This window comes from Alteriqipengyuania flavescens (assembly GCF_030406725.1).
GTDB classification, from domain to species: Bacteria; Pseudomonadota; Alphaproteobacteria; order Sphingomonadales; family Sphingomonadaceae; genus Alteriqipengyuania_B; species Alteriqipengyuania_B flavescens.
The window spans coordinates 1,265,308-1,279,288 of sequence record NZ_CP129107.1; the positions used below are offsets into that span (position 1 = coordinate 1,265,308).

The 13,981-nt window shown below is 58.5% G+C and carries 13 protein-coding genes; 9 read left to right on the plus strand and 4 right to left on the minus strand.

The genetic code is table 11. The features are described 5' to 3' along the window. Positions 1-16: 16 nt before the first annotated feature. The 3 genes from QQW98_RS06525 to QQW98_RS06535 form a co-directional block, all read right to left on the minus strand. A complete protein-coding gene (locus tag QQW98_RS06525) occupies positions 17-1,507 on the minus strand; it encodes a hypothetical protein (RefSeq protein WP_290136717.1) in 1,491 nt (496 codons plus the stop codon). Between the two features lie 261 nt (positions 1,508-1,768). Further along, complete coding sequence (locus tag QQW98_RS06530) at positions 1,769-2,368, minus strand: hypothetical protein (protein WP_290136718.1); 600 nt, start codon at positions 2,366-2,368, stop codon at positions 1,769-1,771. Next, positions 2,365-3,000 carry a hypothetical protein gene (locus QQW98_RS06535; RefSeq protein WP_290136719.1) on the minus strand — a complete coding sequence of 212 codons (636 nt, stop codon included), beginning with the start codon at positions 2,998-3,000 and terminating at the stop codon, positions 2,365-2,367. Before QQW98_RS06535 ends, QQW98_RS06530 begins: the two co-directional genes overlap by 4 nt. 220 nt (positions 3,001-3,220) lie before the next feature. On the opposite strand from QQW98_RS06535, the gene QQW98_RS06540 reads away from it, so the two are divergent. The 3 genes from QQW98_RS06540 (at position 3,221) to QQW98_RS06550 (ending at position 7,078) form a co-directional block, all read left to right on the plus strand. Next, positions 3,221-5,446: a MobA/MobL family protein gene (locus tag QQW98_RS06540; RefSeq protein WP_290136720.1), complete on the plus strand. Its 2,226-nt coding sequence runs from the start codon at positions 3,221-3,223 to the stop codon at positions 5,444-5,446. A gap of 262 nt (positions 5,447-5,708) precedes the next feature. After that, a complete protein-coding gene (locus tag QQW98_RS06545) occupies positions 5,709-6,431 on the plus strand; it encodes a cytochrome c oxidase assembly protein (protein WP_290136721.1) in 723 nt (240 codons plus the stop codon). Continuing rightward, positions 6,428-7,078, plus strand: a complete 651-nt coding sequence (locus tag QQW98_RS06550) for a cytochrome b (RefSeq protein WP_290136722.1) — start codon at positions 6,428-6,430, stop codon at positions 7,076-7,078. Before QQW98_RS06545 ends, QQW98_RS06550 begins: the two co-directional genes overlap by 4 nt. Here the strand turns inward: QQW98_RS06550 and QQW98_RS13960 are convergent. Then, the gene (locus tag QQW98_RS13960; protein ID WP_404800877.1) at positions 7,002-7,826 is read right to left on the minus strand and encodes a c-type cytochrome; all 825 of its coding nucleotides are present in this window, start codon (positions 7,824-7,826) and stop codon (positions 7,002-7,004) included. The two genes, QQW98_RS06550 and QQW98_RS13960, sit on opposite strands and share 77 nt — an antisense overlap. Here QQW98_RS13960 and QQW98_RS13965 point away from each other — a divergent pair. The 6 genes from QQW98_RS13965 to QQW98_RS06575 are packed head-to-tail and all read left to right on the plus strand — an operon-like array spanning position 7,748 to position 13,860. Beyond that, positions 7,748-8,149 carry a c-type cytochrome gene (locus QQW98_RS13965; protein ID WP_067503770.1) on the plus strand — a complete coding sequence of 134 codons (402 nt, stop codon included), beginning with the start codon at positions 7,748-7,750 and terminating at the stop codon, positions 8,147-8,149. The two genes, QQW98_RS13960 and QQW98_RS13965, sit on opposite strands and share 79 nt — an antisense overlap. Continuing rightward, positions 8,142-9,188, plus strand: coding sequence for a cytochrome c oxidase subunit II (locus tag QQW98_RS06555; RefSeq protein WP_290136723.1), 1,047 nt, complete (start codon positions 8,142-8,144; stop codon positions 9,186-9,188). The genes QQW98_RS13965 and QQW98_RS06555 overlap by 8 nt, the downstream gene beginning before the upstream one ends. Next, a complete protein-coding gene (locus QQW98_RS06560; RefSeq protein ID WP_290136724.1) occupies positions 9,185-11,722 on the plus strand; it encodes a cbb3-type cytochrome c oxidase subunit I in 2,538 nt (845 codons plus the stop codon). Before QQW98_RS06555 ends, QQW98_RS06560 begins: the two co-directional genes overlap by 4 nt. Next, a complete protein-coding gene (locus tag QQW98_RS06565; protein ID WP_290136725.1) occupies positions 11,715-12,017 on the plus strand; it encodes a hypothetical protein in 303 nt (100 codons plus the stop codon). The genes QQW98_RS06560 and QQW98_RS06565 overlap by 8 nt, the downstream gene beginning before the upstream one ends. 35 nt (positions 12,018-12,052) lie before the next feature. Beyond that, the gene (locus QQW98_RS06570; RefSeq protein WP_290136726.1) at positions 12,053-12,487 is read left to right on the plus strand and encodes a DUF2231 domain-containing protein; all 435 of its coding nucleotides are present in this window, start codon (positions 12,053-12,055) and stop codon (positions 12,485-12,487) included. Then, positions 12,484-13,860, plus strand: a complete 1,377-nt coding sequence (locus QQW98_RS06575) for a PQQ-dependent sugar dehydrogenase (RefSeq protein ID WP_290136727.1) — start codon at positions 12,484-12,486, stop codon at positions 13,858-13,860. Before QQW98_RS06570 ends, QQW98_RS06575 begins: the two co-directional genes overlap by 4 nt. Positions 13,861-13,981: the final 121 nt, after the last annotated feature.

Sequence of the window (13,981 nt, forward strand, 5' to 3'; positions counted from 1 at the left end):
ACCAATTACGCGGCTGTTACCGTCGATTCAGGAGGAGTTTGGAGCGCTCCCTGGTCCGCAAATCGCAGACAGAAATGGCAGAATTCTGGGCTTTCTCTCCGCCACTCTCGATATGAAGTGATGATTTCGGCCGTTTATTGGATCGCGGTTCTTTGCCAGTGGCGGGATTCTCGGGGGCGTCGGGTAGCTTCACGCCAAACGCGCGAAGCGTGAAGGGCGCTATGATGCATTCGCTCAAGCGGCTCGCGAAGAACGCTGATGTCTGAAGATGTCGCTTACGCTTTTCCGCCACATAGCGCCGGTCGAGGACTGCCAATTCGTCGCTCCAATCGTCGCGAGCAGCCAGTAGGGTCGTCGTGGCCGGAGTTTGTGTCCACGCCTCAGGCGAGAAGAAGGCCCTCGCCGCTGGGTTTTTGGCGGGGTCAAGGATCCCCGCTTCAGACAGTCGCTTGCTCTCCTTGCGGAAAGTGTCGACGTAGGATGCGCCGACCAAACAGTACGCAAGCACGACCGCCAGCGGTTCATCCTGAGCGTCAGCATCCTCTGTCGTTTCGGCATCCGGAGAACCGTCAAAGACCGACCAGCCCGTCCTTTTCCTATGAAGGATCTCGTCGCTGGCGTGCTTGTGATCTTCTTCGCTGAGCCGCTTTGCAAGATGAGCCGCTGCACGACCCGGGTTGTGGTGCGCGATGAAATTGATGGCGAGGCGGAAGATTTTCGAGCGCAGTTCGTCATGCTCGGCAGAGCCCGCATGGTATCCAAACTTCTCCACTTTTCGATGACCCATCTCGCTGAAGAGATGCAGAACATATTGGAGGTCACTCCATCCTAAGAAGCGAGCCTCGGTCAGCTCTTTGTCGGGCTCGATGCCGCGACTTGCGATGGTCAATGAATCCGAAAGTCCCGCGGTCACACCAGCATGCTGTTTGTGATCTGCAGGGCTCAGGATTTCAGGATGGGTTCTGGCGACTGAAACAAGCAGTGGACTCACCGATGCGAAGAGACGAAGGCGGTCCTCGCGCCGTGCCTGCCTCAACATTTCACGCAGGTCGGTCAGTCCGACAAGACAGTCCATCCCGCGCTCGAGTTCGAAAAGATCCTCGGCGATATGGCGAACTACCGCGATAGGGTTTGCCGCTGTGGTTTTTATGCGGTTGCGCAAGTCATCGAAGGCCTCGCTTAACCGAAACGATCGCGAGCTATCAGGGTAGAGATCGCAGAACCCGTCGAGATCCCGGATCCAGAGGCGATCGAACGAAGCTCTTCCTCGCCCTCCGTGGCGGTGATTGTCCCAGGCAAACAGATAGACCGCCTCGACATCTTCGAACGTCCAGCCTGCCACGTGGAGATAGGCGTCCTCTATTCCCGTGGACTGGTGCGACTGCGAGGCCATTGCCATCTCCCGGCCCCGATCGAAAAGAAACGGATACCTGGCCGCAAGGTATGGTGTGATCTGCTCGCGAGAAGCGGGCATCGGTATCTGGTCAGGATTGGATGGGATGCCCATCCCATGAAGTCTGCAGCGCATCTGTTCGACAGCCGGATGCCCTGGGAACCAGATGTCGCGAAGTCCGGCCGGGCGCTGTGGGGTTACGGATAAGGACTGCTGATTGCCGAATGCATTTTGGGTAAGCCGGTCGGCGTGTAAACGGGAGGACCCGTGACAAAGGTTCTGAGCGATCCAAAGGGACGCAGACGCAATAAGAGCGTAGGCACCTCCCTCGGTGCTGGACATCATCTCAGCGGTTACGGATGAGTCCTGCATCAGTTATCGACCTGCGACAAAGCCGTCGAATTGGGCTTTCAGTTCGTCGCGCCGGGACTTAAACCGATTAAGCACCTCTTGATTGGGCATGGTCCCGTCGAACAGATCCTTCGCCAGCTTTTCAGCGGCATCGCGAACCGACTTTGCGAGCGGGATCAATATCGAGATTTCCTCTATTGCCGCGTGCAGACCACAGGGCGGGATCTTGAACCGGGGGTGGTAGTCAAGGATCTTTCGGGCTTCTTCCCAGGATGTGGGACGAAGATCAGCAGATACCCCGGCGAGCAATGTCTCTTGAAGCTCCGACAGCCCTTCGTGGTCAGAACTTTCGGCGCATTCGGTCCACCATGAGAGAACAAGTTCCCAATTTCTGACGAGCCTTAGCAGTCCGTGGTGCTCTGCCTGATAATAGCGGGCCATGTACCAACGCCACTGGCCGTACTGGCCATCGAACTTCGATCGCAGGGCGGCTTCTTCCATAGAGCGACCATCCGCTTTCGCAATTTCGATACGCGACCTTAGATCGTTCAACACGTCGGCAATGAGGTCTGGATCACTGATTTCAACAACGGTTCCATCGGGTTGCTCCCATTCGAACTTCATCGCGGCAGCTCCCGGTACCGGGTGTTAGCTCCGAAATCTCGAAGCCATTCGAATGCCGTCCGCCGGTTGGGCACAGCTGGAAACGGTATGCGATGATACGCACAGGTAACCCTGATTTGGCGCATCTGGTTCTGCGAAGGTGGCCGAGTTTCGAGCTTCTCCAAATCCTCTGCGGTCATATCTTCGAGATAGGGCCTAGTTCGGTCCATGTACGCGTCGAAGCCGCGTCGCCATTCGGCGTATCTGCCGAATTCATCGAGCCGACCTGGCACCAGTTCCACCAACTTAAGAAGAACGGTGCCCATGGTCTCGTCCTCGTCCTCGTCGTCGTCGTCATCGCCTTCAATGCTGGACGCTTCCTCCAGAATTGCTTTCATCTGCTCCACGGTCATCGAAAGGAGACCGTCTATGGCGCGGGCGTGGTGAGCGTTCAGTTTGTACGCGCACAGCACCGCGCCGAGGGTAATCTGGTGATGCACATCGTGAGGATCCCGGAACCTTGTCTCGCCAGGCGTGATGATCGGACCTGCCAGGCGAGCTTCGGTGTTGGCAAGGAGGGTGAGCGTGCGATCCAGCTGAGACGCGAGCTGCTCAAGGTCGTTGCCCGAGGCGTGAGTGAATTTCTGTTCCATCGACCAGTTATATTGCGATTTTCGCAGAAACCCAAGCTGGTCACCCGAAGAGGGACAAATTGTGCAGCCAGTTAAGGAAAAGCGGATTGCAACGCGGATAGTCATTGCGGACAATCAGCAACCCAGCACAGTCGACATAAGGATGAAGTTGGGGCGGTACGCGAAATAATGTTTGCCAGTTAAGCCAGCTTCGCCCGCCCCGTTTGCAAAGACCGCCCCCATGAAGATCAAGCCCGATCGCCAATGCGGATATGTCGAACCAGGTTCGGCGCATGTCGCCAGTCTCCTGCGCATCTCGAGGAACCCCTGGCTCAGGCTTGAACTGCAGGCACAGCAAGAAAGGCAGCGCGCGGCGTGGAGCGAGGCGCAGCACGTAAAGTCAATCCAGAGGCTCGAGCGTGAGGCGGAAATACGCCAGCGCGGGCGAGATCGTGACCTGTTCTGGTTCAGGACCAAGGCCAGGAACTGGGGCGAAGAACAACGAAAGGACTACAAGTCCAGCTCTTCGTCACGTGCGGTCCGCATCGGAACCAGCAGGGGCTGGATGCCTCGCTACTCGACACCGGTCCGGACGAGTGACGGACTGCTCTTCCCGTTCCAGAGGACGGTTTATCGCAACGCCAAGACGAGCAAGCTGGGGGCAGCAAAAGACCTGGTCCGCTACGGGGCCGAGGGAGCCCACGAGTTCGAGAGCGGGGCGCTGGCCTTCTTCAGCTCGGTCGGTCTCACAGTAGAGGAGGCGGCGGAAGCCTTCGACCAGTTAGAGCGCGTCAATCGGTCGGCGGCGGGAAACGCGAAGGTCGTGCACCACATGATTATCCAGTCGCTGCACGAGCTTTCTCCGGAAGAGCAGTGGGCCATGTTGCTGCGCTATTGCGAGCAAGTTTTCAGCAGCCAGGATCTCCCTTACTCCGTCTGCCTCCACCCGCCGTCGGAGGACGGCGACCAGCGCAATTGGCATGCGCATGTGGTGTTTTCTTATCGGCCGATGGTACGCACCGATCAGGCAGAGTGGCAAATCGGCCGAGCGCTGCGCAGTGACCTAGACTGCCCGGAACAGTGGACGCGGATGCGGTTTCTGCTGGCCGAGGAACTGAACCACACCTGCGAGATGTATGGCGTGAACAAGCGTTACACGCACCTAAGCTACGCGGCGGCCGGAATGGATTACATCCCTCAAGTCCATCTGGGTGCCGGGCTAACCGCCAAAGTTAGGCGCGGTGAGAAGGTTGCGATGAACGAGCAGAACCATGGGGCGGTGGCGCGCAATTCGGCGCTGCAGTGCGTGCGAGAACTGCGTCGCGCCCTGCAAGCCACGGTCGCTAACGTATTGGAATACGTTCGAAAGGAGCGCGACGCAGATCTCGCAGCTATTTCGGTTTCCCGCCCGGGGTCGATGCAATCTGCCACGTCGATCGACATCCGCGGGATAACACTGCCATCCACCCCGGAATTGCTTTCCAAGCATGGCGGCCTTCGAGAAGATGTGATCCCGGCAAACGACACCGAAGCGGTGTTTGGGCGCAGCTCGAACTTGCCCGCCGAGGTGATCGCGCCAAAGCTCCCTGATCCATTGCCGGTGGCGGATAGCTGGATCGGCACTGGCTTCGATCTGGAGCTGTTTCCACCCGTGAAATTGCCGGAGCCCCCATCGAACCCGGCGATAGAACCGGAGATCGCTGCGCACACAGCGCCGGTAGTGCCGCAGCCGCTGGCTGCTGACGCGGACGTAGAATCTGTAGGGATAATGCCGCCGAAGGCGCCGATTGTGCCGGCTGACCTTTCCGCGGGTGAGGAAGCAGAAGCACTTTCCGAATGGCTTTTGGGTCCGGCGGGGAAAGCCCCGCCTGCAATCCCCGCGCCGGTGGAAGACATCGATCATCTGTTCTCCGATCGACGGCAGCTGCCAACGTTTGTAACTCCCAGACAACCGGAGCCCATCAAGCCGGTGTCAGATGAGTCAGGCGACCGGGCGGTCCATAGCAGAAGCCTCGCTTCCGATCGTTCACCGCAGCTTCCTCACCCGCTCGCGAGCGAAGCGCAAACGCCACCAAGGTCATATCGGCTCTCGGCCTTCGATGGCCGCGCACCGAGAATTGTCGAACCGCTGGACAATCTTTCCGCTTCCGAACTCGCCAACATCGGAGCGGTCGCGCTGCCTTTACCGGAAGGGGCGGATGACTCGAAGAAGATGTCGGGCGACTTTAGTACGCTAAACTCTTCCCATTCTGTGGCCCAATCCGGGCCGAAGATGCCGGATGCCAATTTCAGTCTTTTTGCTCCGACGGAACCGGGCCTAGGTGAAAACGAACCAAGGTCGCGCATTGGCAAGCAGCGGCAGAATGAGGAAGATGAGGGGACCGAACAGTCGCCTAAAAAAACCGATCCTGGGTTTGCTACAGCGCAGGCGCAGGTATCGATGTCGGGTAAGCTTTTTGGCGAATGACTGGTAGTGGGCCGGTAGCGGACTGTCGGCTTCAGACGCGATTGTAGCCAAAGCCGACCTTCACCTGGCTCACGGGTATGATCAGAGCGAATGCGGTTCACCGATTATGACCTACCTACATGGTCTCGGGACCCTAAATTCTGTCCGAGCGTCTTTCATCCTAGGTTGCGACCGCTTTCTGCTCATTGCGTGGGTTTGCAGAACACCAAAGACTGTTGTGAGCATTGAATTGCTGATCTAACCACACGCTCACGGGAGACGGATGCTGCACGATTGGTTGCCCTATTGCGGAAAAGCTCCAGATCCTGGGGGCTGGTTAACCAATTGGAATTTCGCACCCGAATTGGTCGCCTGCCTTCTGGTCGTGGTAGGGGGCGCATATTGGCAACGCGAAAGTCTGAGAGCCACGCCGACATACGCACTCCTGATCGTCTTCTGCCTTCTCTACATCAGCCCCTTCTGCGCGCTCGGATCCGCATTGTTCACAGTCCGCATCATCCACGATGTCATACTCGCAGCGGTCTTCGCCCCACTGCTCATTGCGGCCTTTCGGCTCGAGGACAAGAGCTTGCCCGGGACGTTGACCGTATGGACTGCGGTACATGCCATCACCTTCTGGGCTTGGCATGCACCTCCATTGTACGAACTGGCGATGAGTAGCGACGCGGTTTTCTGGCTCATGCAGATCAGCATTGTCGCCACGGCAGCAGCATGGTGGGTCAAGGTCATTCGATCGCCGGCTCCAGCTGCCGCGACAGGGCTGTTGGCGACGATGGTCGCGATGGGGGCACTTGGCGCGCTACTTACCTTTGCGCACCGTGCGTATTATGCGCCACATTGGCTAACGACCCGCTTGTGGGGTCTCTCGCCGATGGAGGATCAGCAAATTGCGGGTATCGTTATGTGGGCCCCCGCGAGCTTGGTCTATCTAATCGCTGCATTGACGATACTCTATCGATCGCTTGGTAGCAGAGCGGCCGCATGAGGCTTCATGACCTTATCCGAAGATGGGCGGTCAGTTATACCGAGCATGGGAAGTATTCTCCGGTCGGTGTCTGGTTTCACTGGATAATGGCAGGGTTGGTTCTCTTTCAACTCGGCTCAGGTTGGATGATGTCGCGCTATCCCGTCGGGGCAAGCAAGCTTGCCACCTACGAATTGCATAGCGAGCTGGGGCTGACCATCCTGTTCCTCGCCATCTTAAGGTTTGGCTGGCGGCTTTTTGTCCCCGATCCGGTCAACGACGCCGATGCGCCAGTCTGGCAGCGGACGGCAGCACATATCACACAGTACCTTTTCTATGGCCTGTTCGCGCTACTTCCGCTGAGCGGATGGGCGATGTGGTCGGCGATACAGCCGGTGCAGCCTCTGCGGCTTGCCGGATTGGTCGCTATACCACCGATGCCCTTTCATACACTCTCCCCAGCGTGGCAGTATCAGGTACTAGACTGGGCGGAGAGCCTTCATGTGCTAGGCGTGATCGGCCTCACATTGCTGGTGCCGCTGCATGTCATTGCGGCATTGAAACACCATTTCTGGGATCGCGATGATACAGTCAGGGGCATTCTTCCGGAAATCCGAGACGACGAGACGGCTCCGGACCATACGCAATATACGCCGCGAGTGGGCTGATTTCGCTCTCTTGCAGCTTGCTGGCCGCATCCTGCATGACGTTTAGTGCATCGCCGTATCGCCCACCGTTGCGCCAGCGGCGCAATTGTTCGGCGTGGTACTCAGCGCTTTGACCGATCAGGGGTGGGTTGCCGCCACCCGAGCCCAGACCGGTTTCCCCATGGCAAGATGCGCAGGACGATAGAGCGCGTTCGGGTAAGCCTGCATGGTAGATCTCGTATGCTTTCGCGATTTCGCACGAGGGTTCAGTCAAAGTCGTGCTTCCCCCCATGCCCTCCGGAAAGTCCATGGCCGCGTAGTAGGCTGACACAGCCAACCGCTCCTCGGAATTTAGTCGACCTGCAAGCCAAGTCATTTGGGGATGGCTACGTTGGCCGTCCGCGTAAAAGCCCAGCTGCCGCACAAGATATCCCGTATCCATGCCCGCTATTCTCGGCACCAACGCTCCGTCGCCGCCGCCGTCCAGCCCATGACAAGTGTGGCAAGCGGCCTGCGGACCCGCGTCCCCGCCTGATAAGGCAATCAATTCGCCGGTGTCGTCGAATGGATCGTCGATCGGGGCAGGAGTGCATGACGCCAGCGCCATAGCAAAGGCGGCGACGGACAGGTTAGAGCGGAAAAGCATCGTCTGGCGGGAACGAAGCGTGCAATTGTCCGGTTCCCATGGGAATGGGGAGTGTGGAGCATCGGAATTGGAAAGCCATCGTGACCGGCGTAGCTTTAGCCGCTTGTGCACCGCTTGCCGCATGCAAGGACCCGGTCGAGACGCGGCGAGAGCCGGCTACCGGACCGAAGGATCGCGGCTTAATAGCAATCAAGCGCGCAGGCTGTGGATCTTGCCACGAAATCCCCGGGCTGGACTGGCCATCCGGGCGATTGGGACCATCGCTTGATGGCTTCGACGATGTCGGCTTGATAGCTGGCCAATTGCCGAACCGGCCGGACGTATTGGCGGCCTTCATCCGCAACGCACCTTCCGTGAAGGAGGGCTCTTCCATGCCGCCAATGCCAATTAGCGAGGCTGAGGCGGCAGATATCGCAGCCTATTTGTATGGTCTCGACCATGATTGACGCACTTTGGGGTTGGCCACCTCCGGTACTCGACCCGGCAGGTCCGTATTCAGGCAAAGTTACAACCCTGGCCTGGTCGCTTTTCGGTTTGGGCGCTTTCGTCACATTGGTCGTGGTGTTTGCTCTTTGGGTCGCCATCAAGGGACCAAACAAGTGGAAGGCGAAGCTCGGAGGCGAACGCGCGATCTGGCTCGGCGGGGTGGCCTTTCCGGGCGTCGTATTGACCGCGCTACTGGTGTGGGGACTCACACTTACGGCCAGCCTGACAGAGCCGATCCACGGGGACGAGATGCGTATTCGCGTCACCGGCGAAATGTGGTGGTTCCGTGTGCAGTATCTGGACCCATCGGGCGCGGTTGTGATGGAAGATGCTAACGAGATTCACATTCCTGTTGGACGTCCGGTGGTGCTCGAATTGGAATCCGCCGATGTGATCCACAGCTTCTGGGTGCCGCATCTATCGGGAAAGAAGGACATGATTCCCGGGCGCCGCACTCTACTGAGGATCGAAGCAGATCGCGCAGGAGAGTTCGGCGGGGTGTGCGCGGAGTATTGTGGGCGGCAACATGCGCTGATGGGCTTCGTTGCTGTTGCACATGAGGACGGCAATTTTCGCGAATGGTATGCCGAGCGGACTAAGCGTCTCGTTTCGGCGGGGCGCGGCATAACCACGCCAAAAGAACCCCTATCCGCCTCAATGACGGTCGCTTCGGAGCAGTCAGCAGTCTCGCGTCCGGTTGCAGGCGCTGACGCAAATTCTGGTCAGCTGTCCGGGCAGGAACTGTTCATGCAGTCTGGGTGTGCTGCGTGCCACCGGGTTGCGGGTACGGAGGCGAACGGTCTCGCTGGTCCGGATCTCACCCATGTCGGATCGCGCCGCACGCTGGGTGCGGGTATATTGCCCAATAATCGCGGCACCCTCATTGGCTGGATCGGCGACAGCCAATCGCTCAAACCCGGAAACCGCATGCCGAGCTATGACATGCTCAATGCCGAAGAGCTCGAAGCTATCGCTATCTGGTTAGAGCAGCAGAAATGAGATCCGAGACGGGGTTCGACTATGCGCTCTATGATCGCTTCCCCACCGAGAAGCGCTCCGATAGCGAAGTCGAAGAATTAAACCGCATCTGGCGTGCGCCCAAAGGCTGGGGACGCCTTACCGCGGTCAATAACAATTACGTCGGCTTCTGGTACGTCGTCACCGCTTTCGGCTTCTTTCTTGCAGCGGGCATTCTGGCGCTGGGCATGCGCGTGCAGCTCGCCGCTCCGATGCAGGATTTCCTTGGCGTCGAAACCTACAATCAGTTCTTCACGATGCACGGAACGGTGATGATGTTCCTGTTTGCCGTGCCGATGGTGGAGGCGATCGGGATAATGCTGTTGCCGCAGATGCTGGCCGCACGCGATTTGCCGTTTCCCAGGTTGTCAGCATTCGCTTTCTGGGCCTATTTCGTTGGTGGGACGATGTTTTTCCTCTCGCTATTCGTCGGGCTGGCGCCTGACGGTGGCTGGTTCATGTATCCGCCGCTTACAAGCATCGCCTTCAGCCCCGGCATAAATACCGATTTCTGGCTACTCGGTATCGGTTTCATCGAAATCTCCGCCATCGCAGGCGCAATCGAGATCATCGTAGGCGTGCTCCGCACCCGCGCGCCGGGGATGACCCTCGACAAAATGCCGATGTTTGCGTGGGCCATGCTGGTGTTCGCGGTAATGATCGTGGTCGCTTTCCCGAGTGTGATCCTGTGCACGATGCTGCTGGAGATCGAACGAGCTTTCAATTGGCCTTTCTTCGATGCGCTACGCGGCGGCGATCCCATGCTGTGGCAACACCTCTTCTGGTTTTTCGGCCATCCAGAAGTCTACATTATCTTCATCCCAGCCGCGGGTCTCATGAGCATGATGGTGACCGCAGTCGCAAAGGTGCCGCTCGTCGGATACCGTCTCAACGTACTGGCACTGGTGGCTACCGGCTTCATCAGCTTCGGCGTCTGGGCGCATCACATGTTCACGACCGATATGCCGCGCGTCTCCGCTGGCTATTTTTCTGCCGCGAGCATGGCCGTCAGCCTACCCGCCGGCATTCAGGTATTTTGCTGGATCGCCACGTTAGCCAGCGGCAAAATCAAATGGACCACGCCCGCGCTTTTCGTGGTCGGAAGCGTGGTGATTTTCACGATGGGTGGTTTGACCGGCGTGATGGTGGGTATGGTGCCCTTCGACTGGCAAGCGCATGACACCTATTTCATCGTTGCCCACCTCCATTACGTGCTGATGGGCGGCATGGTTTTCCCGATGTTCGCCGCGTTCTACCACTGGCACGGCATGACTAGTAGCCGGGCGCTATCTGAGCGTGTCGGAAAGTGGGTCTTCGGGCTGATGTTCGCGGGTCTTCATATCACTTTCTTCCCCATGCACCTGACCGGTTTGATGGGTATGCCGCGCAGGGTCTATACCTATTTGCCCGGGCGCGATCTCGATCTGCTCAATCTGGTGTCCACCATCGGCGCTTTCGTGATGGCCGCTGGGATACTCCTTTTCCTGTTCGATCTCGCGCGCCGCTTTCGTTTCACGGTTCATGACGATGCAGGCAATATCTACGGGGGTGGTACGCTCGAATGGCTTCCAACCGGTTTGTACTCCACGCGCTCGATCCCGCTGGTTACGTCTCGCGAGCCTTTATGGGATCGCCCCCAAATCTCGAAGGAAGTCGAAGAAGGGCGCTATTTCCTCCCGAACTCTGCCACAGGCCAGCGCGAGACACTGATTACCTCGACCGTGATGGCAGAACCTCAGTATGTCCAACTCATGCCCGGCCCGTCGCCGTGGCCAATGTCAGCAGCTGTGTTCACCGCGCTCTTCTTCCTCTCGCTGACGGTGCAGGCCTACGCCTTTGCAGTGTTTTGCGGCATTGTAGCAGTGCTGAGTACGCTCCGATGGCTTTGGGAAACCGACCGTCCCATCAAACAGGAAAGCGCCGACATCGGCGGCGGTATCGAGGTTCCGATCGCAATCACTGGGCCGAAAAGCCACGGCTGGTGGGCGTTGAACACTTTGATGGTCGTAATCGGCATGATCGGCTTCATGGCCGTGTTCGCCTATCTCTATCTCTATGGCATCAATCCCGAAGTCTGGAGTGCGCCTCCGCCCCTCGGCAAAACCGCAATTATCGTCGGGATCGAAGTTGCGGCACTTCTTGCGGCTTGGGGCGGGCGTCGGTTTCTCGCAACGAAAGAAGGGCGGCTTGCCGAAGACCTGCCCTGGATGCTGGAGGCACTTGCTGCGGCCCTACTGGTCGGCGCGTTATACCTCGATGTGACTGGTTGGCTCGCGACGGGTCTTGAGCCCACCGCGAATGGCATGGGCGCGACTGTCTTCATGCTTTCGGTGCTTCAGGGACAGGTGGTCGTAGTTGCTGTCATCATGGCCGCCTATCTCGCCTTTCGCGAGGCACGGGGAATCATGACCACTCCGACAAACGTGACCATGGATATCGTCGCACGTTTCATAATGTTCTGCGCGCTGCAGGGCATGATCTTTACTCTCTTGCCGAGGGTATTCCCCGGTGTCTGAAGCGAAGAACAGCGAGATTGGCGAGCCCATCGACCGATCTTCGATCTATCGCACGCTTCTGATCGCCTTCGTTATCTGGTCGGCGCATTTCGCTATCAGCTACGCCGGAGTGCTGGTTTTCCCCGATGCCGGGATCGCGCGGATTATCGCGATAGGTGCTGGTCTCATCGCAATCGCCACATTGCTGGGACAAGTCCGGAGGCTAAGTGCTCCACGCTCGCCGCTCGCTCTCGGTGCCCTCGGTCTGGCTGGGGCGGGTGTAATCTTCGGCACCTTCCCCGCGATTGTTGGTTAGTCAGAGTGGCAAAGCCTGAAGAGGAGATTGCCCGCATGCATCGCACAGTCACTAATTCCCGTTCTTTTGCAAATCCCTTGCACGCGATACTGCTTGCCTTTCCCGTGGCGCTTTATCCTGCCGCTCTACTTACCGATATAACCTATCTGAATACGGCGGAGACCCAGTGGACCAACTTCTCGTCCTGGCTCATTGCCGGGGCAGACCTGTTCGCTGGCCTGGTCCTCGCCTCGGCACTGCTCGGCCTCTTCTTCGGACGAGCTCGCTACGCGAAAGGTCGCGGTACGCTCTATCTGATTGTCATCGCCGCAATGTTCGGTCTCGGTGTGCTGAATGCTTTCCAGCATGCTCGTGATGGCTGGCATTCCGTTGGCACTTTGGGCCTCGTGCTTTCAATAATGTGCTCGATCCTGGCCTTGATCGCAGCGTTTATCGCCTACGGCACCCAGACGGTGGAGAAACGTGCATGAACCGCCTAGCCTATCTCGCCTTGCCGCTTACTTTCGCGCTTGCCGCGTGCCAGGTCAGCAGCGACCCAGATCTCGATCAGACTGGCGAGCGTCCCGAGCTTCCCGTACAGAACGATGCTCTCGTGCCGGCGATGGAAATTCCGACGCTGGAAGGATGGGGGGACGAACTACCCATCGTACCCGAGGGGTACACTGTTTCCGCCATTGCACAGGATCTGAAGATTCCACGGCAGACGCTCGTGCTGCCCAATGGTGACATTCTGGTCGCCGAGGGTTCTGGCGGCAAGGCGCCAAAGTTAAGGCCCAAGGATGTTATCGCAGGCTGGATAAAGAAGCGCGGCAAAAGCCCGGTCGAAGGCGGAGACCGGATAACGCTGCTGCGCGATGAGGACGGAGATGGGCAGACCGATCTCCAGACTACTTTTATCGAGGGCCTCGATGCGCCCTACGGCTTAGCTTTCGTTGATGGCACGCTCTACGTAGCCAATCAGGGAAATCTGGTAAGCTTTGAATATTCCGAGGGAGCGACCAGTATCGCGGGATCTGGTACCGAAGTTTCAAAGCTCCCTGCCAAGATCAATCACCATTGGACGAAGGCGATGACCGCCAGCCCCGATGGCTCGAAGTTATATGTAGGGATTGGCTCGAACAGTAATGTCGGCGAACGCGGCATGGATGTGGAAGAGGACCGTGCGGTCATATGGGAAATAGACCGCGAAACGGGCGCCAACCGGATTTTTGCCTCCGGCATTCGCAATCCCACAGCGCTCGCTTTCGACCCGTGGAACGAGCAGCTGTGGGCGGTCGTCAACGAGCGTGACGAACTTGGACCGCAACTCGTGCCTGATTACCTGACTTCCGTGCGCGACGGTGCCTTTTATGGCTGGCCTTACAGTTACTACGGTCAAAACGTCGATCCGAGGATCAAGCCAGCGAGGCCCGACCTGGTCAAAAAGGCCGTAGTGCCTGACTATGCGCTGGGCTCACATGTTGCCGCACTTGGTGTCGATTTCACAACCGACGGTGGCTTGGGTGGCCGGTTCGGCGAAGGTGCTTTCGTCGGGATGCACGGAAGTTGGAACCGCGCCGATCCGTCGGGCTACAAGGTCGTCTTCGTGCCCTTCCGTGGTGGACGCCCGGATGGGCGGCCGATCGACCTGCTCACAGGTTTTTTGAAAGACGGGCATGCGAGGGGGCGCCCGGTAGGCGTGACATACGATGAGGCGCGTGGCGTATTATATGTCGCGGATGATGTGTCGAACACCGTTTGGCGTGTCGCCCCACGCGGTGCAGCACGCCGCGCTTCCCCGCAGGACAGGACCCAGGTGCTTGGAGGGACACGGCCGCCGTCCACAACGTCCACCACGAGGTAATCCGGTTTAGTAGCGCCGCCTGAAATCGGGATGCCGCTTGTGTGCGTCGGTTGCGCGTCCTTGGTTTAAATATCAGATCGTACGCTCAACAGCTTCTCGAATTTGACCAGATCGGAACATC

What these genes read in the sequence shown, in the direction of transcription:
- QQW98_RS06525 (WP_290136717.1), bottom strand. Translation starts at nt 1,507, where the DNA reads ATGGGCATCCCATCCAATCCTGACCAGATACCGATGCCCGCTTCTCGC.
- QQW98_RS06530 (WP_290136718.1), bottom strand. Translation starts at nt 2,368, where the DNA reads ATGAAGTTCGAATGGGAGCAACCCGATGGAACCGTTGTTGAAATCAGT.
- QQW98_RS06535 (WP_290136719.1), bottom strand. Translation starts at nt 3,000, where the DNA reads ATGGAACAGAAATTCACTCACGCCTCGGGCAACGACCTTGAGCAGCTC.
- QQW98_RS06540 (WP_290136720.1), top strand. Translation starts at nt 3,221, where the DNA reads ATGAAGATCAAGCCCGATCGCCAATGCGGATATGTCGAACCAGGTTCG.
- QQW98_RS06545 (WP_290136721.1), top strand. Translation starts at nt 5,709, where the DNA reads ATGCTGCACGATTGGTTGCCCTATTGCGGAAAAGCTCCAGATCCTGGG.
- QQW98_RS06550 (WP_290136722.1), top strand. Translation starts at nt 6,428, where the DNA reads ATGAGGCTTCATGACCTTATCCGAAGATGGGCGGTCAGTTATACCGAG.
- QQW98_RS13965 (WP_067503770.1), top strand. Translation starts at nt 7,748, where the DNA reads ATGGGGAGTGTGGAGCATCGGAATTGGAAAGCCATCGTGACCGGCGTA.
- QQW98_RS13960 (WP_404800877.1), bottom strand. Translation starts at nt 7,826, where the DNA reads ATGCGGCAAGCGGTGCACAAGCGGCTAAAGCTACGCCGGTCACGATGG.
- QQW98_RS06555 (WP_290136723.1), top strand. Translation starts at nt 8,142, where the DNA reads ATGATTGACGCACTTTGGGGTTGGCCACCTCCGGTACTCGACCCGGCA.
- QQW98_RS06560 (WP_290136724.1), top strand. Translation starts at nt 9,185, where the DNA reads ATGAGATCCGAGACGGGGTTCGACTATGCGCTCTATGATCGCTTCCCC.
- QQW98_RS06570 (WP_290136726.1), top strand. Translation starts at nt 12,053, where the DNA reads ATGCATCGCACAGTCACTAATTCCCGTTCTTTTGCAAATCCCTTGCAC.
- QQW98_RS06575 (WP_290136727.1), top strand. Translation starts at nt 12,484, where the DNA reads ATGAACCGCCTAGCCTATCTCGCCTTGCCGCTTACTTTCGCGCTTGCC.